The sequence below is a fragment of the Pseudomonas sp. GV047 genome, assembly GCF_003058245.1.
Taxonomy (GTDB): Bacteria; Pseudomonadota; Gammaproteobacteria; order Pseudomonadales; family Pseudomonadaceae; genus Aquipseudomonas; species Aquipseudomonas marginalis.
Window position 1 is genome coordinate 180,400 of record NZ_QCWA01000002.1, and the last position, 22,581, is coordinate 202,980.

Annotated in this window: 17 protein-coding genes; 6 read left to right on the forward strand and 11 right to left on the reverse strand. The window is 62.5% G+C overall.

Annotated features, from left to right (window positions below; genetic code table 11):
• Positions 1–93 precede the first annotated feature (93 nt).
• Both C8K58_RS06070 and C8K58_RS06075 read left to right on the forward strand, forming a co-directional pair.
• Positions 94–1,290 carry a class I SAM-dependent rRNA methyltransferase gene (locus C8K58_RS06070; protein ID WP_015373227.1) on the forward strand — a complete coding sequence of 399 codons (1,197 nt, stop codon included), beginning with the start codon at positions 94–96 and terminating at the stop codon, positions 1,288–1,290.
• A gap of 187 nt (positions 1,291–1,477) precedes the next feature.
• Positions 1,478–2,653 (forward strand): MFS transporter, encoded by a 1,176-nt coding sequence (locus C8K58_RS06075; protein WP_108573396.1) that lies wholly within the window; start codon positions 1,478–1,480, stop codon positions 2,651–2,653.
• Here the strand turns inward: C8K58_RS06075 and C8K58_RS06080 are convergent.
• A complete protein-coding gene (locus C8K58_RS06080) occupies positions 2,628–4,361 on the reverse strand; it encodes a DUF4153 domain-containing protein (protein ID WP_098480776.1) in 1,734 nt (577 codons plus the stop codon). The two genes, C8K58_RS06075 and C8K58_RS06080, sit on opposite strands and share 26 nt — an antisense overlap.
• Before the next feature lie 277 nt (positions 4,362–4,638).
• Between C8K58_RS06080 and ilvD the strand changes: the two genes are divergently transcribed.
• Positions 4,639–6,480, forward strand: coding sequence for a dihydroxy-acid dehydratase (gene ilvD / locus C8K58_RS06085; RefSeq protein WP_027606118.1), 1,842 nt, complete (start codon positions 4,639–4,641; stop codon positions 6,478–6,480).
• Between the two features lie 63 nt (positions 6,481–6,543).
• Here ilvD and C8K58_RS06090 read toward each other — a convergent pair whose 3' ends face one another.
• From C8K58_RS06090 to C8K58_RS06105, 4 genes are all read right to left on the reverse strand, one after another.
• Positions 6,544–8,991: a TonB-dependent siderophore receptor gene (locus tag C8K58_RS06090; protein ID WP_108573398.1), complete on the reverse strand. Its 2,448-nt coding sequence runs from the start codon at positions 8,989–8,991 to the stop codon at positions 6,544–6,546.
• A gap of 131 nt (positions 8,992–9,122) precedes the next feature.
• A complete protein-coding gene (locus tag C8K58_RS06095; protein WP_027606120.1) occupies positions 9,123–10,079 on the reverse strand; it encodes a FecR family protein in 957 nt (318 codons plus the stop codon).
• Entirely contained in the window at positions 10,076–10,609 is a 534-nt protein-coding gene (locus tag C8K58_RS06100) for an RNA polymerase sigma factor (protein WP_092355721.1), read from the reverse strand. The genes C8K58_RS06095 and C8K58_RS06100 overlap by 4 nt, the downstream gene beginning before the upstream one ends.
• A gap of 204 nt (positions 10,610–10,813) precedes the next feature.
• Complete coding sequence (locus C8K58_RS06105; protein ID WP_027606122.1) at positions 10,814–11,872, reverse strand: hypothetical protein; 1,059 nt, start codon at positions 11,870–11,872, stop codon at positions 10,814–10,816.
• A gap of 242 nt (positions 11,873–12,114) precedes the next feature.
• On the opposite strand from C8K58_RS06105, the gene C8K58_RS06110 reads away from it, so the two are divergent.
• The gene (locus C8K58_RS06110; protein ID WP_108573400.1) at positions 12,115–13,506 is read left to right on the forward strand and encodes an L-cystine transporter; all 1,392 of its coding nucleotides are present in this window, start codon (positions 12,115–12,117) and stop codon (positions 13,504–13,506) included.
• A 78-nt stretch (positions 13,507–13,584) separates the two neighbouring features.
• Here C8K58_RS06110 and C8K58_RS06115 read toward each other — a convergent pair whose 3' ends face one another.
• Positions 13,585–14,097, reverse strand: coding sequence for a dihydrofolate reductase (locus C8K58_RS06115; protein ID WP_027606124.1), 513 nt, complete (start codon positions 14,095–14,097; stop codon positions 13,585–13,587).
• Positions 14,098–14,166: 69 nt separating this feature from the next.
• Between C8K58_RS06115 and C8K58_RS06120 the strand changes: the two genes are divergently transcribed.
• Together C8K58_RS06120 and C8K58_RS06125 are read left to right on the forward strand one after the other, a co-directional pair.
• Positions 14,167–15,546, forward strand: coding sequence for a DUF2868 domain-containing protein (locus tag C8K58_RS06120; protein WP_027606125.1), 1,380 nt, complete (start codon positions 14,167–14,169; stop codon positions 15,544–15,546).
• The gene (locus C8K58_RS06125; RefSeq protein ID WP_027606126.1) at positions 15,539–16,906 is read left to right on the forward strand and encodes a DUF3482 domain-containing protein; all 1,368 of its coding nucleotides are present in this window, start codon (positions 15,539–15,541) and stop codon (positions 16,904–16,906) included. Before C8K58_RS06120 ends, C8K58_RS06125 begins: the two co-directional genes overlap by 8 nt.
• Here C8K58_RS06125 and C8K58_RS06130 read toward each other — a convergent pair.
• The 5 genes from C8K58_RS06130 to C8K58_RS06150 form a co-directional block, all read right to left on the reverse strand.
• Positions 16,903–17,457, reverse strand: coding sequence for a phosphonate degradation HD-domain oxygenase (locus C8K58_RS06130; RefSeq protein ID WP_108573402.1), 555 nt, complete (start codon positions 17,455–17,457; stop codon positions 16,903–16,905). The two genes, C8K58_RS06125 and C8K58_RS06130, sit on opposite strands and share 4 nt — an antisense overlap.
• The gene (locus tag C8K58_RS06135) at positions 17,457–18,590 is read right to left on the reverse strand and encodes a TIGR03364 family FAD-dependent oxidoreductase (RefSeq protein ID WP_108573404.1); all 1,134 of its coding nucleotides are present in this window, start codon (positions 18,588–18,590) and stop codon (positions 17,457–17,459) included. The genes C8K58_RS06130 and C8K58_RS06135 overlap by 1 nt, the downstream gene beginning before the upstream one ends.
• Positions 18,591–18,715: 125 nt before the next feature.
• The gene (locus C8K58_RS06140) at positions 18,716–19,738 is read right to left on the reverse strand and encodes a putative 2-aminoethylphosphonate ABC transporter substrate-binding protein (protein WP_027606129.1); all 1,023 of its coding nucleotides are present in this window, start codon (positions 19,736–19,738) and stop codon (positions 18,716–18,718) included.
• A gap of 22 nt (positions 19,739–19,760) precedes the next feature.
• Entirely contained in the window at positions 19,761–21,467 is a 1,707-nt protein-coding gene (locus C8K58_RS06145; protein ID WP_027606130.1) for a putative 2-aminoethylphosphonate ABC transporter permease subunit, read from the reverse strand.
• Position 21,468: 1 nt separating this feature from the next.
• On the reverse strand, positions 21,469–22,533 hold the full coding sequence (locus C8K58_RS06150) for a putative 2-aminoethylphosphonate ABC transporter ATP-binding protein (RefSeq protein ID WP_027606131.1): 1,065 nt from the start codon (positions 22,531–22,533) through the stop codon (positions 21,469–21,471).
• Between the last annotated feature and the right edge of the window lie 48 nt (positions 22,534–22,581).

Genomic DNA, 22,581 nt, shown 5'->3' on the forward strand with positions numbered 1-22,581 from the left:
CAACCCTCGGCTGACACCTCCCCGCACATCCGGCAGCCCGGCCATTTCCTACATAACAAGGTATACTCCCGCTCTTTTTTCCGGAGCGACGTCATGTCCCTGCCAAGCCTGCGTCTCAAAGCCAACGCCGATCGTCGTTTGCGCAACGGCCACCTGTGGGTCTACAGCAACGAAATCGACGTGGCCGCCACCCCTCTGCACGGCTTCCAGGCGGGCGACCAGGCCATCCTGGAAGCGGCCGGCGGCAAGACCCTGGGCATCGTGGCCATGAGCCCGAACAACCTGATCTGCGCACGCCTGCTGTCGCGCGACATCAAGTTGCCACTGGACAAGTCGCTGCTGGTGCACCGCCTGAACGTCGCCCTGTCCCTGCGTGATCGCCTGTTCGACAAGCCGTTCTACCGCCTGGTCTACGGCGATTCCGACCTGCTGCCGGGCCTGGTGGTCGACCGTTTCGGCGATATCCTGGTGGTGCAGATCGCCTCGGCGACCATGGAAGCCCATAAAGACGACGTGATCGCCGCCCTGACCCAAGTGCTCAAGCCGAGCGGCATCCTGTTCAAGAACGACTCCGCCGCGCGCGACGCCGAAGGCCTCAACCGCTACGTCGAAACCGTGTTCGGCCTGGTGCCGGAGTGGGTGGCGCTGGAAGAAAACGGCGTGAAATTCGAAGCCCCGGTGATCCAGGGCCAGAAAACCGGCTGGTTCTACGACCACCGCATGAACCGCGCGCGCCTGGCCCCGTATGCCAAAGGCAAACGCGTACTCGACCTGTACAGCTACATCGGCGGCTGGGGCGTGCAGGCCGCGGCCTTCGGCGCCAGTGAAGTGTTCTGCGTCGATGCCTCGGCCTTCGCCCTCGATGGCGTGGAGCGCAACGCCGCGCTGAATGGCGTCGCCGAGAAGATGACCTGCATCGAAGGCGACGTCTTCGAAGCCCTCAAGGAATTGAAAGCCAGCGAAGAACGCTTCGACGTGATCGTCGCCGACCCACCGGCCTTCATCAAACGCAAGAAAGACATGAAGAACGGCGAAGGCGCCTATCGCCGCCTGAACGAGCAAGCCATGCGCCTGCTCAGCAAGGACGGCATCCTGGTCAGCGCCTCGTGCTCCATGCACCTGCCGGAAGATGACCTGCAGAACATCCTGCTGACCAGCGCCCGCCATCTGGACCGCAATATCCAGATGCTGGAACGTGGCGGCCAGGGCCCGGATCATCCGGTGCATCCGGCGATTGTCGAGACGCGCTATATCAAGAGCATTACGTGCCGGTTGTTGCCAAACAGCTAAAGCCAAGCACAGATAAAATGTGGGAGGGGGCTTGCCCCCTCCCACATTTGTTTTGTGGTTGCCGTGAAAACTTTTCCTGCCCAAGCAAGCCACGTCCATTCAGGAAGTTTCTCTCAACGCTTTTGATTGAATTCCACTTTTCGCAGACTAGTATCGGTTTCTGGTTTTACTCCGGAAAACAAAAACAATGTCTGGGCCCACCCTCTCCCGCTTCATCCTCATCACCTGCACTTCACTGATCAGCTTTTTCCCGATCAATATCCTGCTCCCGTCGTTCCCCGCCCTGTCCGCCCGGTTCGACACGCCCAGCGCAGACATCGCGCTGTCCATCAGCCTGTTCACCCTGGTCTTTTCCATCTCCCAACTGCTCGCCGGCCCGCTTTCGGATAAATGGGGGCGCAAGGAAGTCCTGCTCGGCTGTATCACGCTGTCGATCCTCGGGGCGATAGGCTGCGCCATGGCGCCGGATTACCTGACCTTCCTGCTGTTCCGCACGGTCCAGGCCATGGGCTGCGGCTTCTTCGTACTGGGCCATGCACTGGTGGAAGACCTGTTCGACGAGCAGGACCGAGCCCGGGTGCGCCTCTATTACATGACCCTGAGCGGTTCGTTTGTCGCGCTGTCGCCGCTGATCGGCTCCTGGCTGCAAACCACCTTCGACTGGCAAGGGAGCTTCTATGGGTTTGCGCTGATGGCATCGGGCATGTTGATCCATGCGTTCTGTATCCTGCCGTCGAAGTCCTCCAGCCCGCACCGCGAACCGGTATCCATCATCGGCACACTCAAGGCCGTGGCGCGCAATCGGGACTTTCTGCGCTATTGGTGGATCGCCGCCCTGGTGTTTGCCTGCTACTTCGCCCTGATCAGCGTGACGCCGCTGATTTTCATGGATGCGCTGAAGCTGTCCGAATACCAATATGCGCTGGTGCTGATGGTGTACGGCCTGGCCTACCTGCTCGGCGGCGTTGTTGCCTCGTACCTGCAAAAACGCATGGCGCTGTCCCGGCAAATCAATATCGGTCTTGGCTTGCTGCTCGTCGCAGGCGCGCTGTTAACGCTGATCGTCAGCATTGAAGCCATGACCACTGTGACCTTGTTGATCCCGATGCTGATCAGCGCCCTGGCCGTCACCCTGGTCAGGCCCGCCGCGATTTCCGCAGCAATGCTGTTGTTCTCCAGCAGCGCGGGCACGGCGGCGTCGGCGGGCAATAGCATCATGTTTCTCACTGCCGCTGTCGGCAGCGCGGCACTGGCCCAGGCCGGCGATCATCTATTGATGAGCATCGCCCTCAGTTTTATCGGATTCAGCCTCTGGGGGCTGGTGACCAATCGGCGGACTACGGCTCACGAACCACCGGCGTGAGCAACATGTCACTGGACTGCAACTGCCGGTAACGAGGCTTGACCAACGAGATCTTGCCCTCACGGATATCGTGGATCAGGGTCTCGGTATCCACATAGCCGTCGGGCAGTTGCGTCCATACGAGAGGGCCGCGATCGTCCCATTCGCCCTTATCGTCCAGGACAAAAATGCGCGGCGGCTTGAAGTCATGGCGATAACTGGTGCGGGGTATCGCAAGCACTTCAGGCTGCCCGTCCTGATCGAAGTCCACCGCCCACAACACACAGCCAGGCTCGCACCCAGAGTCAGTGTTCAGGCTGAGCTCGGCAAACTGCTCGCTGCCCTTGGGCTCAGGGCCGATCCATTCCAGCTCGGGCTTGGGCCGGCGGGCACGCTCTTTTTCATACTGTTCACTGAAACTCAGCGAGGTGTCTTCCATCCGCTCACGCAAGGCACGGCGCGATTCCGGGTCCAGAATGCGCTCCTGGTCCAGGTCGACCTGCAACTTGGCATACGCCGCCTCCCCAGCCTTCTCCAGGCCAAAACGCAGGTAGTGCGCGTCAAACGCTTCAGCCTTGGTACGCCCGTCGAGCAAACGCCGGACCTGATCGTCGACGCTCAGGCGCACCGGATCGAGGATCGGCGTGTTGACCAACACCACCAGCCCACAAAACAGCAGCGCCAAGGCCGGGTTGGTAACACGCAGGTTGGCCAGCCAGACCGGCGAACGCAACACCACCGCCCACGCGGCCGCCAGGCCATACAAACCACAGAGTAACGCCGCCGCCAGTGCAATGAAGCGCTGTGGCGATAAGGCATATTGCTCGACCCGCAACCAGCTCGAATAAAACGCCAGGGCGGCGAGAATCGGCAGGCACAGCAGGCTCAATTCGATAAACCGCGTTAACCATTTGGGGTACGGTGGAGGTTGAACGCCCTCCTGAAAAACACCATTGAGCAAGAACAGCTGCGCCCCCGCCAGCACCAGCAGAATCGGCGTGGAATAACCCGTCGCCCAAATCCGACCGAGCCCGGTGAACGGCAAGGTCAGGGTAAACAGCAGGCTGATCAGGGCGATCAACGGCAACAACAAGCCACAGGCGCTGAACAGCATGCCGCGCATCTGGCCGATGACTTTCTCGCTGCGCGCCGCCAGGTACATGCCCAAGGCGAACACCAACGGCAAGCTGATGCACAGGAATAGCTGGCTCCAGAAGTGGCGCTCAAAAAATTCGATGCCCAGCATCAGGAACAGTCGGCCCCATAGCTTGAGCAGCAACATGAACACCCCCACCAGGATCAGGGCATACAGCACGATGAATACGCTGTTCCAGGCCTGCTGGAACAGGTCTTCATAACGCCAGCGTTGCCCTTTTTCGGCGGGCCAGGCGAACAGAAACGTGGCACAGACATAGCTCAACACCACCACGCTGATAAACCAGGAATTGATCGCCCAGCGGTTATTGCCGACATGGTCGAGGCCGTAGCAGACCCACAGCGTCATGCCACCCATCAACAGGGTGAATGCCAGCGTAGGCAGCAACGACCGCCACTGTCGGGCTTTTTCCCCCAGCAGTTGCAAGGTGGTACCGCCCACCAACACCACGGTGTAGGTGACAAAAAACACGGTTTCGCTCAAGCGATAGAGCTGATCGGAGTAATAGAAGACGATTCCCTGGATCAGACCGATCAGCAGGTAGAACCCAAGAAAACGATGGATACCGGGCATTCCAATTCCTTTGGAGAGGGGTAGGGGCAAAGGGCCGCCAGTCTAAACAAAGCCAGCGGCCCTGAGTATCCCGTTCCCTCCAGCCGCCAGCGGTGTAGAATCGGCCCTATTCATCGCCAGTCATCCCCCGGCGGGTTTATGAGCTCAAGGCCACTGCGCGCGGCGATCCCGCAGCGTTTGAGGCAACCTCCGGACACACGGCTATTTCTGAGTGCTCCAGACGTCAATAGAAGCTCACTCCCCTGTTTAGTACCTGATTAGCCGCCCGGAGTGCTCCATGCCAGATTACCGCTCGAAAACATCCACCCACGGCCGCAACATGGCCGGCGCCCGCGCACTGTGGCGTGCCACGGGGATGAAAGATGACGACTTCAAGAAGCCGATCATCGCCATTGCCAACTCCTTTACCCAGTTCGTACCCGGCCACGTGCACCTCAAGGACCTGGGCCAACTGGTCGCCCGCGAGATCGAGCGCGCCGGCGGTGTAGCCAAGGAATTCAACACCATCGCCGTGGACGACGGCATCGCCATGGGCCATGACGGCATGCTGTATTCCCTGCCGAGCCGCGAGATCATCGCCGACTCCGTGGAGTACATGGTCAACGCCCACTGCGCCGACGCCATCGTGTGCATCTCGAACTGCGACAAGATCACCCCCGGCATGCTGATGGCCGCCCTGCGCCTGAACATCCCGGTGATCTTCGTCTCCGGCGGCCCGATGGAAGCCGGCAAGACCAAACTCGCCTCCCATGGCCTGGACCTGGTCGACGCCATGGTCATCGCCGCCGATTCCAGCGCTTCTGACGAGAAGGTCGCGGAATACGAGCGCAGCGCCTGCCCGACCTGCGGGTCGTGCTCCGGCATGTTCACCGCCAACTCGATGAACTGCCTGGTCGAAGCCCTCGGCTTGGCATTACCGGGCAACGGTTCGACCCTGGCCACCCACAGCGACCGCGAGCAACTGTTCCTGCAGGCCGGCCGCACCATCGTCGAGCTGTGCAAGCGCTACTACGGCGAGAACGATGAGTCGGTGTTGCCGCGCAATATCGCCAACTTCAAGGCGTTCGAAAACGCCATGACCCTGGACATCGCCATGGGCGGCTCCACCAACACCATCCTGCACTTGCTGGCTGCGGCCCAGGAAGCCGAGATCGATTTCGACCTGCGCGACATCGACCGCCTGTCCCGCCATGTGCCGCAACTGTGCAAGGTCGCGCCGAACATCCAGAAGTACCATATGGAAGACGTGCACCGCGCCGGCGGGATCTTCTCGATCTTAGGCTCCCTGGCCCGTGGCGGCCTGCTGCACACCGACCTGCCGACCGTGCACAGCAAATCCCTGGCCGAAGGCATCGCCAAGTGGGACATCACCCTGACTGACGACGAAGCCGTGCACACCTTCTTCAAGGCTGGCCCGGCCGGTATCCCGACCCAGACCGCGTTCAGCCAGTCGACCCGTTGGGACACCCTGGACGCCGACCGTGAAAACGGCTGCATCCGCAGTGTCGAGCACGCCTACTCCAAGGAAGGCGGCCTGGCCGTGCTGTACGGCAACATTGCGCTTGACGGGTGCGTGGTGAAAACCGCCGGCGTGGATGAATCCATCCACGTCTTCGAAGGCCGCGCCAAGATCTACGAAAGCCAGGACAGCTCGGTACGCGGCATCCTCGCCGACGAAGTCAAGGAAGGCGACATCGTGATCATCCGCTACGAAGGCCCGAAAGGCGGCCCGGGTATGCAAGAGATGCTCTACCCGACGTCGTACCTGAAGTCCAAGGGCCTGGGCAAAGCCTGCGCCCTGCTCACCGACGGCCGTTTCTCCGGCGGCACCTCGGGCCTGTCCATCGGCCACGCGTCACCTGAAGCCGCTGCCGGCGGTGCGATTGGCCTGGTGCAGGACGGCGACAAGGTCCTGATCGACATTCCGAACCGCTCGATCAACCTGTTGATCAGCGATGAAGAGCTGGCAGCGCGCCGGGTCGAGCAGGACAAGAAAGGTTGGAAGCCGGTGGAGAAGCGTCCGCGCAAAGTCACGACCGCGTTGAAGGCCTATGCCTTGTTGGCGACCAGTGCCGACAAGGGTGCGGTACGTAACAAGGCAATGCTGGATGGGCTGTAAGGGCTAACCGCCACACATGAAAATGCCCCGCCAAATGCGGGGCATTTTTATATCCGGATGTAATCAGAACTGCGGCGTGTAGGTCATCGTAAACATCACATTACGCGGATCGCCGTAGTAGTTGCTGCCCCAGTTCGCGTTGTAGGCAGGGATGTAATACTTCTTGTCGAACATGTTGTACAGGTTCGCCGCGACGGTGAACTCCTGGTTGATCTTATAGGCCACCCGCGAATCCCACAGTGCATTGCCCGGCACACTGAAGGTGCGGTCGTAGGCCACGGTACTGCTTTGCGCGGTCACCCCGGCGCCGACGCTGACTTTATTCCAGTCCCCCGGCAATTGGTAATCGCCCCAGACCTTGAGCAAGTGCTTGGGCGTCCAGGTACTGAAGACCTTGCCTTCGTAGGTGTCGTCCTTGAGGAATTTGGTCGTGTTGTAGGTGTAACTGGAGACCAGTTGCAAACCCGGCAGCACTTCGCCGCCTAACGTGGCTTCAAAACCCTGGCTGCGGACTTTGCCCGAGGCGACCGAGCAGTACCAGCCATCGCAGTTCATCGGCCCTTGAAGGTCTTGGACGCCGCGATTTTCCTGATCATAACGGAAGATCGCGAACGAGGTATTGAGACGACCATCCGCCAACTCACCCTTGAGACCCAGCTCGTAGTTCTTGCCCTCGATAGGCTTGAGCAAGGAGCCGGAAGTTGTCCGGTTGGTTTGTGGTTCGAACGCATCGGCGTAACTGGCATAGGCAGACCATTGGTCATTGAGGGCATATACCAGGCCCGCATACGGCGTGACCTTGCCATTCGTCTGAGTGGCGCTTCCGGACGGACTGCCGTACACCCCCCTGGAACCACTCTGGTCGATGTAGGAATAGTCATACCAACTGGTACGTGCACCAACGATCAAGGTCAGCGGATCGAGCACTTTCACGCGCCAGGTGCCGTAGATACCTTTCTGACGAATGTCGTACCAGCTCCTCGACGCATTTCCTGCCTGAAACAGCTGGTACTTATCGCGCTGCGGACGGTTGTGGTCGATGTTGAAAATATCGGCGCCAGCCGTCGCCGCACGGGCCCATTGGTCGTCTGTGGTGAGCTTGGAATAGTTGGCGCCCAACACCATCTCCTGTTGGAAACCCAGGCCTTCAAACTCGCCGTTGACATACACATCCGCACCACGACTTTTGGTATTGAAGTCGGTAACCCAGTCCACATAGCGCACGTTACCGGTGTCGCCGGGGTTGGGGATGGCGTCCCACGTCGCTTGGTATGTCGCGTCGTTATGTTCGTCCATCGCCACGAGGGCGGCTTTCACTTTCCAGTCGTCGTTGAAGCGATGCTCGATGTCGGCGAACACCTGGGTCTGGTTGTTGACGGCGCGGTTCCAGCTGGCACCGACGAAGGTGGAGCGTGACAGGCCAATATCGTTGCCGTTGGCGTAACGGGGCAGCGACATGAAGTTGGGGCGTGAATGGCCTTTCTGGTTGCTGATACCAACACCCACGGTGGTGTCAGGCGTGAAGTCGTAGTCCACCGCCCCGTAGACCGTCTGATTCCAGCCGCCGGCATAGTCGACAAAGGAATCGGTGGTGTCGTAATCCGCCACAAAGCGGCCGCGCAACGTGCCTTCGGCGTTCAGCGGACCACCCGCATCCACCTGGGTGCCATAGTGATCCCACGAACCGGCCTTGGCGGTGACGGTCACCGTAGGCGCCTGCTGGCCGCGCTTGCGCACCAGGTTCATGGTGCCGCCTGGGCTGTTGGCGCCTTGCAGCAAAGCGGCCGGACCGCGCAAGGTTTCGACGCGGTCGTAGATCGCCATGTTTTCGGTAAGGTAGCTGCCCAGCGCGTAGGTGTTACGCGGGATGCCGACGCCGTCGTATTGCAGGGTGCCGATCTCGAAGCCACGGGAGAAGATGAACATGCCGGGGCCCGGGGATTTGGTCGCGGTCAGGCCGGGCGTGCGCTTGACCACTTCGGAGAGCTTGGTGGTGTTCTGGTCGTCCATCTGCTTGCGGGTCATGACGCTGACCGATTGCGGGATGTCCTTGAGTTTCTGTTCGCCCTTGCCCAGGGTCACTGCGCCGGTGGTGTAGGAGCCGCTGCCTTCGGTGGTGGCGCCCAAGTGTTCGGCGCTGATGGTGGTGGCGCCGACTTCGATGGCGGAGCCTGTGTCCATGCGCTTTTCCAGGGTCACGGTGTCCGCGTTGATAAACGCCGCACTCAGCCCGGTACCGCCGAGCAGTTGCCCCAAGGCTTCGCGCTGGCCGAGGCTGCCTTTGACACCCGGCGACAGCACGCCCTGGGTCAACTCACCCGACACCAGCACCTGAACTCGCGTCACCGCCGAAAACGCCGCCAGCGCACCGTCCAGGCTTTGCCCTGCAATATCGAAACGGTAGGTCTGGGCCTGGGTGGTGTCGGCGGCCTGCAAATACAGCGGCGCAGTGCCACAGGCCATGGAAATGGCCAGTGCCAACAAGGACCGTGCGGCGAATCGATGTGCCATGGATGGTGCTCCCCGGTGCAAAAAGTCTGTGATCGGCGCCGCACTACTTGAGAGTGCTTACTATTTACGCCTCAGTGATCAAGGACGAGTGCCTGGGGAGAAACCCTGAAAGTTTTTTCAAAAAGTTGCGATTACGATGCCTTGCCTTCGCGCAACACCAGTAAATATGGGGTGTAGTGCTCGGCACGCAGGTTAAGGGTGTACTCCAGCGCTTTGATCACGGCTTCGGGTTTGTCGATTTCAAACACACCCGACACCACGCGGTTGCGCAGCGCATCACCGAGCACCAGAGTCTTGCCGGGCCAATAGCGATTCAACTCGCTCACCACTTCCGACAGCGGCTGCTGGCGGAACACCAGTTGCCGTTGGCGCCAGGCAAAGCCGCTGGCCGGGTCGAAAGCATGCACCTCGGCCAGGCGCTGGCCTTGATATTCCACGGCCCGCCCTGGCTCCAGGTACACCGGTTCACCGCTGCCGGCACTGACCTGCACCTTGCCCTGCGCCACCTGCACCCGCGTCTGCGCATCGCGCCGCGCAACGCTGAACTGCGTCCCGACCACCTTCACCCAGCCGTCGCCGGACTGCACCACGAACGGCCGTGTCGAATCCTTGGTGACGTCGAAAAAGCCTTCGCCACGCAGCAAACGGATTTGCCGTTCGCCCCCGCTCAAGCGGATCTGCACCGCGCTGTCGGTGTTGAGTTGCAGGTGCGAGCCGTCGGCCAGTTCGATGCTGCGCGACTCGCCGGTGCCGGTGGTGTAGTCCGCGCGCAGGCGATCGAGCCATGGCGTGTTCTGCACGGTAAGCCCCACGGCCAGCAACACCGCCGCAGCACACGCGCAACGCTGCCAGGCTCGCGCCGGTTTGCGCCAGGCGGCCTGTTCGGCGCGGCGAATCACCCGCGCAGGTTCGCGCAGTCCACCGAGCATCGCCTGCACTTCCTGCCAGGCGTCATCCTGGGCCGGGCCTTGCCCCAGCCAGGCGGCAAAGGCGTCCATATCGGCCGGCGTCACGTCCTCGGCCTGCAGGCGGAAATACCAGCCGGACGCTTCGTCAAACAACACGTCGGCAGTGGAGGTGGCGGTCATGAGCGACGTCCTTGTTCATCGCAGGCAAGCCGCGTCTTGATGTACGCGCGGCATTCAATCAAGGCGCGACGCAGTTGGTATTCCACACTGCGTGCCGTGATCGACAGGCGTTCGCCAATCTCGCGGTAGGAAAGTTCGTCGACATGATAAAGCAGGAAGATCTGCCGAGTCGCTGGGGGCAACGCCAGGATCGCATCCTGCATCAGTTGTTCCTGTTGGTAGGCGGCTAATTGCTCGTCGGCACCCGGATTGCTGCACGGCAGCTCTTCGCTGGGCTCGCCCGCGTCCAGGCGCTCACGGCGGATGGCCTGGCGCTGGTGATCGCGCACCAGGTTGCTGGCGATGGTGAAGAGGAAGGCTGGAAGGTTGTCGATCTTTTCGCCGCAGTCCATGCGAGCCAGGCGCAGGAACGACTCCTGAGTCAGGTCGGCGGCCACCTGGGCGCTGCCGGTGCGGCGAGTGACGAAGGCTTCGAGGGCTTTCTTCTGCTCCGCGAACAGGCGCGCGATCTGCGAATTCCAGGAGGGCACAGCACTACCTTGAGAAGAACGGAGGGTTCAGGAAGTGCGCACGCTAGCAGAGGATGAGATTGGTTCGCAATTGATATCTATTTTAGGCTGGATTTTGTAGTGCCCTTGAGTCCGCCATCGGGGGCAAGCCCCCTCCCACCTTTTGATGTGTGAACACCTTAAAAATGTGGGAGCTGGCTTGCCTGGGATGCAGGCGACTCGGTGTTACTGAATCTCGTCAGGCTTGACGATCACCCAGTTCTTGTCAGCCGTCACCGGCAACCCTTCCTTGGCTTGCGCCGCGGCATGCTTGGCGATCATGCCGTTGAGTTGGGTCATGTATTTGTCCTTGCGGTTGATCCACAGGTGGATACCGCCCTTGGCCACGTCCACATCGTGGAACAGCATGTAACCGTCGCTGGTCGGCGTATCGCCGCCGACGATCACCGGTTTTTTCCATTCATCGATGTAGGTCAGGATCGCCGCGTGCTTGCCGGCCATCCAGGTGGCAGGGGTCCACAGGTAGGGGGTCAGCTCCAGGCCGAGGTTGGCTTTTTCGTCGTATTTACCGGCGGCGATCTGTTTACGTGCGGTGGTCAGTTCGCCCGTGTTGCGGTCCTTGAGCAAGGTCGTTACGCCAATGACATTCTCGGGTTTGACGTTGTAGCCGTACTTCGGATCGGCGGCGACCATGCGCACCAGCTCTTCCGACGCGGCGGTCATCACGTACACTTCGATGCCGTTTTCCATCAGCTTGTTGTACAGCTCGGCCTGGCCGGTGAAGACCTTCGGCGGCTGTACCTCGGACTGCTTGACCACGTCGCCTTCGAAATAGCTGACCGGCACCGGTTTGCCGGAGGCCATCAGTTCATCCACCTGGACCTTGAGTTCCTTGAGGGTGAAGCCGGAAAACACCTGCGCAACCCACGGGTAGCAGACCATGTCGTCGACTTCGCAAAGGCGGTAGTAGTAACTGAACAGACTTTCCTTATGGTCGGCGGTGTCTTTGAACGGCATCAGCTTGAGCGACGGGTCGAGGCTGTCGCGGGTGATCAGGCCCTTGTTTTCCATGTAGGGCAGCAGGGATTCTTCGAGGTCGTAGCGGTAGCTGGTGTTGTCCATGTCGAACACCGCGAAGTTACCCTTGTTGGCGTTGGCGGCGATCATCTCGTTCAGTTGTTTGGCGGCGGGTGCCGGCCAGTGTTTCAACTCGGTGGCGGCGAACGCCTGGCTGGCGAGTCCGAGGCAGAATGCGGCGGCTAGTAATTTCGGCGCGAGCTTCATAGGCGTTGTCTCCCTGAGTGAAAGACATGGACGCTAACAAATCCCTGTGACAGTTCCCAACGCGAGCACGACGGTATGCGTCCTGATTCCGTCACGGGCATACGCCGGAGCGTCAGCAGCTTATTCCAAAAACGACAGTCGCCATTCCATATCGGTATTAAATCAATATATTTCAAGCTGTTAGGATTTCCGGTTCGCAATCGCAGGCTCACGCGATTGGCTGCCTTCTCAACGGAGCTTCAATGAATCTGCCCCTGATTCTCAACTTGCTGGTGTTCGTGGCCCTGTTGCTGGGCCTGGCACAAACCCGTCGCACCCACTGGAGCCTCGCCAAGAAGGTTCTGTTCGCCCTGGTCCTCGGTGTAGCGTTCGGTACGGCCTTGCACGCCATTTACGGCGACGGCAACCCCGTGCTCAAAGCCTCCATTGGCTGGTTCGACCTGGTCGGCAACGGCTACGTGCAACTGTTGCAAATGATCGTGATCCCGCTGGTATTCGCCTCGATCCTCAGTGCCGTGGCGCGCCTGCATAACGCCTCGTCCCTGGGCAAGATCAGCTTCCTGACCATTGGTACGCTGCTATTCACCACCGCAATTGCCGCGCTGATCGGTATCGGCCTGACCAACCTGTTCGGCCTCACCGCCGAAGGCCTGGTGGCCGGCACCCAGGAAATGGCACGCCTGCAAGTGATCCAGAGCGATTACGCCGGCAAGGTCGCCGACCTGAATATCCCGCAGTTGCTGCTCTCGTTCGTGCCGGCCAACCCGTTCGCCGACCTGGCCCGGGCCAAGCCGACGTCGATCATCAGCGTGGTGATTTTCGCCGCCTTCCTTGGGGTTGCCGCGCTGCAACTGCTCAAGGATGACGTGGAAAAAGGCCAGAAGGTGCTCAACGCCATCGACACCCTGCAAGCCTGGGTGATGCGCCTAGTGCGCCTGGTGATGAAGCTGACCCCGTACGGTGTGCTGGCGCTGATGACCAAGGTCGTCGCCGGTTCCAACCTGCAGGACATCATCAAGCTCGGCAGTTTTGTGGTGGTGTCGTACCTGGCCCTGGGCCTGATGTTCGTGGTGCACGGCCTGCTGCTGTCGTTGGCCGGGATCAACCCGCTGCGCTTCTTCCGCAAGGTCTGGCCGGTACTGACCTTTGCCTTCACCAGCCGCTCCAGCGCGGCGGCCATCCCGCTGAGCATTGAGGCGCAGACCCGCCGCCTGGGTATCCCGCACTCCATCGCCGGCTTCGCCGCCTCGTTTGGCGCGACCATCGGCCAGAACGGCTGCGCCGGCCTCTACCCTGCCATGTTGGCGGTGATGGTAGCGCCGACCGTGGGCATAAACCCGCTGGACCCGCTGTGGATCGCGACCCTGGTGGCGATTGTGACCCTGAGTTCGGCCGGTGTGGCGGGCGTGGGCGGCGGCGCGACCTTTGCCGCGTTGATCGTGCTCCCGGCCATGGGCTTGCCGGTGTCACTGGTGGCGCTGCTGATTTCCGTGGAGCCGCTGATCGACATGGGCCGTACGGCGCTGAACGTGAATGGTTCGATGACGGCGGGGGCAATTACCAGCCAGATCATGGGGCAGACGGATAAAGCGTTGTTGGATGCGGATGAGCATGCGGAGTTAGCGCAGGCCTGATAGGCCGCCATCGGGGGCAAGCCCCCTCCCACAGTTGGAATGCACTTCAATGTGGGAGGGGGCTTGCCCCCGATGCTTTTAGGCTTTTTCCCAGACTTCGAAGTTGTAAGCCGGCTTATCACCTTCGGCTGGGTTCGGCAGATTGGAAACCAACTTCCACTGGCTCGCATCAAACGCCGGAAACCACGCATCCCCTTCCGGGCTCAGCGCCACGCGTGTCAGGTACAGGCGATCCGCCTGTTCCAGCCCCTGCGCATACAACTGCGCACCGCCGATCAGCATCAGCTCATCCGCGCCCTGCTCCAGCGCCCAGGCTTCAGCCCGCGCCACGGCGGCATCGAGTGACGGAAAAACTTCCGCACCTTCCAGCGCCAGGTCGGTCTGACGGCTGACCACAATGTTCAAGCGCCCCGGCAGCGGTCGGCCCAGGGAGTCCCAGGTCTTGCGCCCCATGATGATCGGCTTGCCGAGCGTGGTGGCCTTGAAGTATTTGAAATCCCCCGGCAAATGCCAGGGCATGCTGTTGTCGACGCCGATCACGCGGTTTTCACCGAGGGCTGCGATCAGGCTTAAAGGGAGAGTTTTTTTCATGGCGACGAGAATACCAGAGCCACGAACCAGCGGTTATGCTCCAAGCTCACTTGCACGACAGGAAGACGCGTGACCGCACTGACCCCCCTGCACAAACTCTGGCTGACGGAAACCGTGCGCCTGCGTGAAGAACACGCCGGCCCCCTGGAAGACCAGGAAGCCAATCGCCTCGCCCGCACCGCGGGCGGCGACCTGCCGACGCGCATCCAGCAGCGCGCCCTGCACCTGGCCGAGCGCGATGGCCTGACCGCCGCCCTCACGCGCTGGCTGCAAGGCGCACGCCTGGCGCTGGTGCTGCTGGCGGTGGTGGCCGTCATCAGCGGCGCGGGCCTGGCCTTTGCTGCGCTGGGCAACGGCTTGACCCCGGTGAATGTGTTCTGGGCCCTGGGCAGCCTGCTCGGCCTGAACCTGATCCTGCTGTTGAGCTGGGCGTTGGGGCTGTTGTTTGCCGGCGAGCACGGCGCCAGCCTCGGGCGCTTGTGGTTGTGGCTCAGTGAAAAACTGGCGCGCGATGCCAAGGCTGCCCAACTGGCCCCGGCGTTGCTGCTGTTGCTGCAACGGCAGAAACTCAATCGCTGGGCGGTCGGTGTGCTGGTCAACAGCCTGTGGTTGCTGGCGCTGCTCAGCGCGCTGGTGATTCTGCTGACGCTGCTCGCCACCCGCCGTTACGGCTTTGTGTGGGAAACCACCATCCTCGGCGCCGACACCTTCGTCGCCGTGACCCAGGCCCTCGGCACCCTGCCCGCCCTGCTGGGCTTCAACGTACCGACCGTCGAGATGATCCGCGCCAGCGGCGATTCCGCCCTGAACATCGAAAGCGCCCGCCAGGCCTGGGCCGCCTGGCTGGTCGGCGTCTTGCTGGTCTACGGCCTGCTGCCCCGCTTGATCCTCGCCCTGCTGTGCCTCTGGCGCTGGAAACGCGGGCGCGCCGCCTTGCATCTCGACCTCAACCTGCCCGGCTACAGCCCACTGCGCGAACGCCTGATGCCCAGCAGCGAGCGCCTTGGCGTCAACGACGCCGCGCCGGAACAACTGCACCACGTCACCGGAGGCGTCAGTGAGCTGGACAGCGACGGCGCCTTGCTCGTCGCCATCGAACTGGACGATCAACATCCCTGGCCGCCCAAGTTGCCGGCGAAGGTTAAGAACGCCGGCATCCTCGACAGCCGCGAATCGCGCAACAAGCTCCTGGAGCAACTCAGCCGCTTCCCGCCCGCGCGCCTGGCCATCGTCTGCGACCCGCGCCGCTCGCCGGACCGTGGCAGCCTGGCACTGATCGCCGAACTTGCACGCAGCGCCGCCGACACCCGTGTCTGGCTGCTGCAAGCCCCGCCCGGCCAGGCGCTGGATGCCGAGCGCCTGGGCGACTGGCACAGCGCGCTGCAACAACTGGAGCTGCCGTTCGCCGACTGCGCGCCGTTGAACTGGCTGGAGACCGGTCATGACTAAGCCACTGAAACTCGCGGTGGTCGGCCACACCAACGTCGGCAAGACCTCGTTGCTGCGCACCCTCACCCGTGACGTCGGGTTCGGTGAAGTCTCCCATCGCCCCAGCACCACGCGGCATGTCGAAGGCGCGCGCTTGTCGGTCGACGGCGAAGCCTTGCTCGATCTCTATGACACCCCCGGCCTGGAAGATGCCATCGCCCTGCTCGACTACCTGGAACGCCTGGATCGCCCCGGTGAACGCTTGGACGGCCCGGCCCGTCTGGCGCGGTTCCTGGAAGGCAGCGAAGCCCGCCAGCGCTTTGAACAGGAAGCCAAGGTGCTGCGCCAACTGCTGGCCTCGGACGCCGGCCTGTATGTGATCGACGCTCGCGAACCGGTGCTGGCCAAGTACCGTGATGAGCTGCAAGTGCTGGCCAGTTGTGGCAAACCGTTGCTGCCGGTGCTCAACTTCGTCAGCAGCAGCGACCACCGCGAGCCGGACTGGCGTGAAGCCCTGGCACGCCTGGGCCTGCATGCGCTGGTGCGTTTCGACAGCGTCGCGCCGCCGGAAGACGGCGAACGTCGCCTGTATGAAAGTCTCGCCCTGCTGCTGGAAAACGCCCGACCGCAGTTGCAGCGCCTGATCCTCGACCAGGAAGCCCAACGCCAGGCCCGTCAACAGAGTGCCGCGCGGTTGATTGCCGAATTGCTGATCGACTGCGCCGCGTGCCGACGCAGCGTGGTGACTGAAGATGAGCAACAAGCCATCAGCGATTTGCGCAAGGCGGTGCGTCAGCGCGAACAAAAATGCGTGGAGGCCCTGCTCAAGCTGTTCGGCTTCCGCCCGCAGGACGCCGCCGCCAGCGACTTGCCGTTGCTCGACGGCCGTTGGGGGGATGACCTGTTCAACCCGGAAACCCTCAAGCAACTCGGCGTGCGCGTCGGTGGTGGCATCGCTGCAGGCGCAGCGGCCGGAGCCGGTGTGGACCTGCTGGTCGGCGGGCTGACCCTCGGCGCCGCCGCCCTGGCGGGCGCCATCGCCGGTGGCGCGTTGCAGACTGCACGCAGCTACGGCAGCCGCCTGCTGGGCAAGATCAAGGGCCAACGCGAGCTGACCGTGGACGACAGCGTGCTGCGCCTGCTCGCCCTGCGCCAGCGCCAGTTGCTCAAGGCCCTGAACCTGCGCGGCCATGCGGCGATGCACAGCATCAAGGTCGATACGCCCCAGGACAAGACCTGGCGCGAAGGCAAATTGCCGGACGCGTTGCACAAGGCCCGCGCCCACCCGCAATGGTCGTCCCTCAACCCCCAGGCCAGACTGAGCCAGGCCGAACGCCAGGAACAGGTCGAAGCCCTGGCCCAGCGCCTCGACGAGACTTAAGCCGCCAGCAGCTGCCGGGCCTTGGCCTTGAGCACTTGCAGGTCGAGCACCGGCACGTGCATTTGCTTGGCCTGTTCGTCCCAGTGGCGCAGGCGCAGGCTGACCTGGTACAGCGGGTGTTGTTCAAAGGCGCGGGCCTCCTCGGCCGTCATCACGCCGCCTTGGTAACCGAGGGTGCGGCGGCTGGCTTCGCTCAAGCGTGCGTAGTAGTCCGGCTGGCTGAACGTCAGATAGCGCTTGGCCTGGACGTGGTACTCCACCAGCCTGGCCAGGCGCTCACTGAAGCCTGCACGACGCAAATAATCCGCGCCCAACCGCTCATGGCTGACCACGCCATAACCGCCCATGTTCTCGCCACCCTGGCCGCACAGATGGCCGATATCGTGGAAAAACGCCGCCAGAACCACTTCATCATCGAAGCCTTCGGCCATGGCCAACTGCGCGGCCTGGGACATGTGCTCGATCTGCGACACCGGCTCGCCGATGTAATCCGCCGCGCCGTGCTGCTCGTACAAAGCGAAGATTGTGGCAATCGCCTGTTCCGGGCTCATCACGCCGGCCCCCACAGGGTTGTGATATTGCGCTCGGCCATCGCCGGCCCCACGCTCATGCCCACACCGGTGTGCATCAAGGCGGCGCTCACGCCAGGTGCGGCCTGCACAAATGAAAACGGCGCCGGGCCCCGGGCGCCGTAGACGCCCTGCCAGCGTTCCATTACCTGGATCTTGCAACCCAAGGTCTGTTCGGCCAACTCGATCATCCAGTCATCCACCTGCTCGGCATTGAACGGCGAGGCATCGCTGCCGTAGTCGTGGGAGTCGCCGATGATCAGTTCGCCATGGGGCGTCGGGCTGATCAGCAGGTGAATCCCGTGTGCATGCAGGTGCGGCGCCTCGCGCAGGATTTGTGCCTGTACCGGCGCGGCTTCAGGCAGGTCGGCAAAAGCGCCGTAGTGCACGCAACTGAGGCCGGTGAGCAAGGCGTGTTGCAGGTTGAGGTTGAGTGCAGGCCGGGCGCGCAGCATTTGCAGGCGGCAGATCTGCGGGTTGAGTTCGGCGATGGCCTCGGCCAACAGGGTTTGATAATCGTGGCCGGAACAGACGATGACCTGCTCGCCACGAAAGCTGCCCGCCGTGCTGTGCACCTGGCCCGGTTCGACATCGCGCACCAGGGTGGAGAAGTAAAACTCCACACCCAGTTGCTGGCTCAGGTAGTGGATCAGCGCCGGTATCGCCTCGCGCGAATACAGTTGCTGGTCGTCCAGGCCATGCAGCGCGGCGCGGTGATGGCGGAACTGGCCGCCATACAGATCCTTCAGCGCCGCGCCTTGCAACAGGTCGACGTTATAGCCGTGTTCACGCGCGCGGCCGGCGCAGAAGGCTTCCAGCAGATGCTCTTCGGCTTCGGTGCGGGCGAACAGGTACGAGCCGTTGCGCTTCAATTGAAGGCCCGCCTCCTGCGCCCAATGCCCCCAGATTTCACGGCTTTTCCGTGCCAGGTCGAGCATCGGCCCCGGCGGCTGCCCGGTGACCAGGGCCTGGCCGAAGTTGCGTACCGAGGCCCCCAGGGGTGTGGCGCTACGCTCGAACACCTTGACCTTGAGCCCGCGCCTGGCGGCGGCGTAGGCGTGGGACAGGCCGAGGATGCCGGCGCCGATGATGAGCAGGTCGCTGTGGTGTGTCATTTAGTGATGTCCTGTTTTCAAGACCGCTATCGGGGGCAAGCCCCCTCCCACATTTCGATTTGTGAATGCAGTCAAGTGTGGGAAGGGGCTTGCTCCCGATGAGGCCAGTAGCCCTGACGAAAACCTTACTGCCCCGCCACCTTCTCCGACTTCCCGTCATAGCGCTTGCGCCACTCAGCCAGGATGCTGTCGCGGTTTTTCGAGGCCCAGCCGAAGTCGTTCTTGATCAACCGCTGCTCGTAGTCGGCCGGCAATTCGGTCTGCGGCTTGGCGATCCCCGGCTGGGCGAGCACGGCGAAGTTGTCCTTGTACAGGTCCATCGCCGCTGTACTGGCGGAGAAGTCGGCGAGCTTTCTGGCGGCGTCCGCATGGGCCGTGCCCTTGATCACGGCAGTGGCTTCGATATCCCAGCCCAGGCCTTCCTTCGGCAGGATGATGTCCAGCGGCGCACCCTGGCGCTTCAGCTGCACGGCCGGATACTCAAAGGAAATACCAATCGGGAACTCACCGGAAGCCGCCAGCTTGCACGGCTTGGAACCGGAGTGAACGTACTGGCCGATGTTCTGGTGCAAGTCGTCCATGTACTGCCAGCCCTGCTTCTCGCCGAAGGTTTGCAGCCACGCGCTCACATCCAGGAAGCCGGTGCCGGACGAGGCCGGGTTGGGCATCACGATCTTGCCCTTGTACTCGGGCTTGGTCAGGTCTTGCCAGCTCACCGGCTTGGTCAGGCCCTGTTTCTCGGCTTCGACCGTGTTGAAGCAAATGGTCGCGGCCCACACATCCATGCCAACCCAGGCCGGTGGGTTGGCGGCGTCACGGTAATTCTTGCCGATCTTGTCCAGGTCCTTGGGGGCGTAATTGTCCAGCATGCCCTGCTGATCGAGGATCGCCAGGCTCGACGCGGCCAGGCCCCAGACCACATCGGCCTGCGGGCGGTCTTTTTCGGCCAGCAACTTGGCGGTAATGATGCCGGTGGAGTCGCGGACCCATTTGATCTCGACGTCGGGGTTGGCCAGCTCGAAGGCTTTTTTGTAGGTCTTCAACTGCTCGGCTTCAAGGGCCGTGTACACGGTCAACTCGGTCTTGGCGAAGGCATTCAGGCTGAATGCAGTGAGTACGGCAGCGACCAGCGCCAGGGGTTTGAACATGGAGCACCTCCTTCAGGGATGTTTATTGGCCGGGCGCGATCTGGCGCCAGGCTTGGGAGCGGCGCAAGGCGCCACGTGAAGCCCACGCCAGCAGCAGCGAAACGCTGCCTGAGGTGAACAGGATCAGGGTGGACATGGCCGCCGCGCCGCCCACATTGCCGGCGTCGTCCATGTTCAACACGGCGACGGCGGCGAGGATGGTGTCGGGGCTGTAGAGGAAGATCGCGGCGGACACGGTGGTCATCGCCGACACAAACAGGTAGCGCACGATGTCCAGCAGCGCCGGCAGGCAGATCGGCACCGTGACTTTCAAGTAATGGCGATACAGCGGCGCCTTGAGCGACAGCGCCGCCGCTTCGAACTCGGCGTCCAGCTGGCGCAGCGCGGTGGTGGCGGTCATCTGCGCGGTGGTCAGGTAGTGAGCAATGGTGCACACCACCAGCAGGGTCATGGTGCCGTAGAACACATGCAGCGGGTTGCCGCTCAGGTTGAAAAAGAACACGTAGCCCAGGCCCAGCACCAACCCCGGCACGGCCATCGGCACAAAGCTGAGCATGCGCAGCGCCAGGTTCAGGCCCTGCTGGCCCTTGGTCTTTTCCATCAGGTAGGCGCCGGTAAAGATCAATACGCTGCCGATCAATGCCGTGCACAACGCCAGGGTCAAGCTGTTGCGATAGGCCAGCCAACCGCCGCCGGCCGTGTCTTCGAACTGGTAGTGGCTGAGCGACAGCGACAGGTTGTACGGCCAGAACTTCACCAGCGAGGAGTACACCGCCATGCCGAACACCAGCAGCAACACGGCACTGATGAGCAGCACGATGAGCAGGTAGCAGCCATCCCGTAAACGCGACGGCGCCGGCTGGAAGACCTGGGCGCGGCCACTCATGGCCTCGCCATGGCGACGGCGCAACCAGGCGTCGACGCCAAAGCTGAACAGCGCCGGCAGCAGCAACACCATGCCGATCAACGCACCGCGACCGAACTGTTGCTGGCCGACCACCGCCTTGTAGGCTTCCAGCGCCAGCACCTGGTAATCCCCGCCCACCACCACGGGCACGCCGAAATCCGTGATGGTCAAGGTGAACACCAGGCAAAACGCGGCAAATACCGCCTGGCGCGTGGCCGGCCAGGTGATGCTGCGAAACGCCCGGGCAGGACTGGCGCCCATGCTCGAGGCCGCATCGAACAAGCGCGCATCGGCCAACGACAGCGCCGACAGCAAAATCATCAGGGCATGTGGGAAGGTGTAGATCACTTCACCGAGGACAATGCCCCAGAAGCCGTAGATGTTGTCCGAGAGCAGCCCGCGCAACAGGCCCTGGTTACCGAACAGGTAGACCAGTGCAATCCCCGGCAGCATCGACGGCGCCATCAGCGGCAGCAGCGACATACCGCGCCAGATGGCCTTGCCGGGAATCAACGTGCGTTGCAGGGCGTAGGCAAACAGGTAGGCCAGCGGTACGACAATGGCCGCCACGCTGAGGGAGACTTTCAGGCTATTGCCCAGCAGCCAGTGGAAGTTGGCGCTGGTGAGCAACTCCCGTGCGGCGACCAGGCCACCGCCCTGCCCGGCCTCGCTGCTGAAACCGCGCCAGAAGATCGCCAGCAGTGGCAGTAATACGGCGATGCCCAGCAGCACCAGCCAGAGCAGTTTGCCGCCGACCACGAAAATACGGTCGCCGGTTTCGGCGCGTGACGCTTGACGCGCCAGAGTCAAGACAGCGGCCATCTCAGGCAAACACCTGCAGGCTGCGCGGCGGCAAGGCAACCCAGATATCCTGGGCGCCCAGGCACGGCATGGCCTCCGGTGCCAGCTCGGCAAGCAGCGGATGGCCGGGCAGCTGCTCCAGCTCAAAGCTCATGCGGCAGCGGTTGCCGAGGAAAGTGATCTCGCGGACCTTGGCCGGGAACAGGTTCTCCTCATGCACCGACGGGTTGACGCTGATCGCTTCCGGGCGGCAGAACAGCCGGCCGGACCTGGCCACGCCGGCGTCCTCGGCCAGGCGCATGTTCATCCCGCCGACCTGGGCATGGCTGGCACTGTTGCGACTGAACGGCAGCCAGTTGCCCTGGCCGACAAACTCCGCCACAAACGGCGTGGCCGGGCGGTCGTAGATTTCCTGGGGCGTAGCGTATTGCTCGACCTTGCCGTTGTTCATCACGGCAATGCGGTCGGCCATCAACATGGCTTCGTCCTGGTTGTGGGTGACCATCAGGGTGGTGATACCGAGGCGCCGCTGCAGCTGGCGCAGCTCGGTGCACAGATGCTCGCGCACGCGGGCGTCGAGGGCCGACATCGGCTCATCCAGCAACAGCAATGACGGCGCCGGTGCCAGGGCACGGGCCAGGGCGACCCGCTGCTGTTGGCCGCCGGAGAGTTGGCCGGGGTATTTCTTTTCACTGCCAAGCAGCCCCACCAGCTCAAGCATCTGGCCGACGCGCTGGCGCACTTCATCGCGACCGCTGCCGGTGAGGCCGTAGCCGATGTTCGCTTCGACGGTGAGATTGGGAAACAGCGCGTAGGACTGGAACAGAATGCCGTAGTCGCGAGCCTGGGGCGGCAGCAGGGAAACATCGCGGTCACCCAGGTAAAGTTCGCCGCTGTCCTGGCGTTCCAGGCCGGCAATGCAGCGCAGCAACGTGGTCTTGCCGCAACCGGAAGGGCCGAGCAGGCACACCAGCTCGCCGGCAGCCACGTCCAGGGACACATTGTCCAACGCCGTAAAGGCGCCGAAGCGTTTCTGGATACCGCGCACGTTCATCGGCGCGCCGGGTTGGGTCAGGGCTGTGTTCATGGTGGCACCTCATCAAACTGATGAAGGCCATGCTAGGCAGGCAATGCG

Coding starts and splice junctions, on each gene's coding strand:
- C8K58_RS06070 (WP_015373227.1), top strand. CDS start 94: ATGTCCCTGCCAAGCCTGCGTCTCAAAGCCAACGCCGATCGTCGTTTG.
- C8K58_RS06075 (WP_108573396.1), top strand. CDS start 1,478: ATGTCTGGGCCCACCCTCTCCCGCTTCATCCTCATCACCTGCACTTCA.
- C8K58_RS06080 (WP_098480776.1), bottom strand. CDS start 4,361: ATGCCCGGTATCCATCGTTTTCTTGGGTTCTACCTGCTGATCGGTCTG.
- ilvD (WP_027606118.1), top strand. CDS start 4,639: ATGCCAGATTACCGCTCGAAAACATCCACCCACGGCCGCAACATGGCC.
- C8K58_RS06090 (WP_108573398.1), bottom strand. CDS start 8,991: ATGGCACATCGATTCGCCGCACGGTCCTTGTTGGCACTGGCCATTTCC.
- C8K58_RS06095 (WP_027606120.1), bottom strand. CDS start 10,079: ATGACCGCCACCTCCACTGCCGACGTGTTGTTTGACGAAGCGTCCGGC.
- C8K58_RS06105 (WP_027606122.1), bottom strand. CDS start 11,872: ATGAAGCTCGCGCCGAAATTACTAGCCGCCGCATTCTGCCTCGGACTC.
- C8K58_RS06110 (WP_108573400.1), top strand. CDS start 12,115: ATGAATCTGCCCCTGATTCTCAACTTGCTGGTGTTCGTGGCCCTGTTG.
- C8K58_RS06115 (WP_027606124.1), bottom strand. CDS start 14,097: ATGAAAAAAACTCTCCCTTTAAGCCTGATCGCAGCCCTCGGTGAAAAC.
- C8K58_RS06125 (WP_027606126.1), top strand. CDS start 15,539: ATGACTAAGCCACTGAAACTCGCGGTGGTCGGCCACACCAACGTCGGC.
- C8K58_RS06130 (WP_108573402.1), bottom strand. CDS start 17,457: ATGAGCCCGGAACAGGCGATTGCCACAATCTTCGCTTTGTACGAGCAG.
- C8K58_RS06135 (WP_108573404.1), bottom strand. CDS start 18,590: ATGACACACCACAGCGACCTGCTCATCATCGGCGCCGGCATCCTCGGC.
- C8K58_RS06140 (WP_027606129.1), bottom strand. CDS start 19,738: ATGTTCAAACCCCTGGCGCTGGTCGCTGCCGTACTCACTGCATTCAGC.
- C8K58_RS06145 (WP_027606130.1), bottom strand. CDS start 21,467: ATGGCCGCTGTCTTGACTCTGGCGCGTCAAGCGTCACGCGCCGAAACC.
- C8K58_RS06150 (WP_027606131.1), bottom strand. CDS start 22,533: ATGAACACAGCCCTGACCCAACCCGGCGCGCCGATGAACGTGCGCGGT.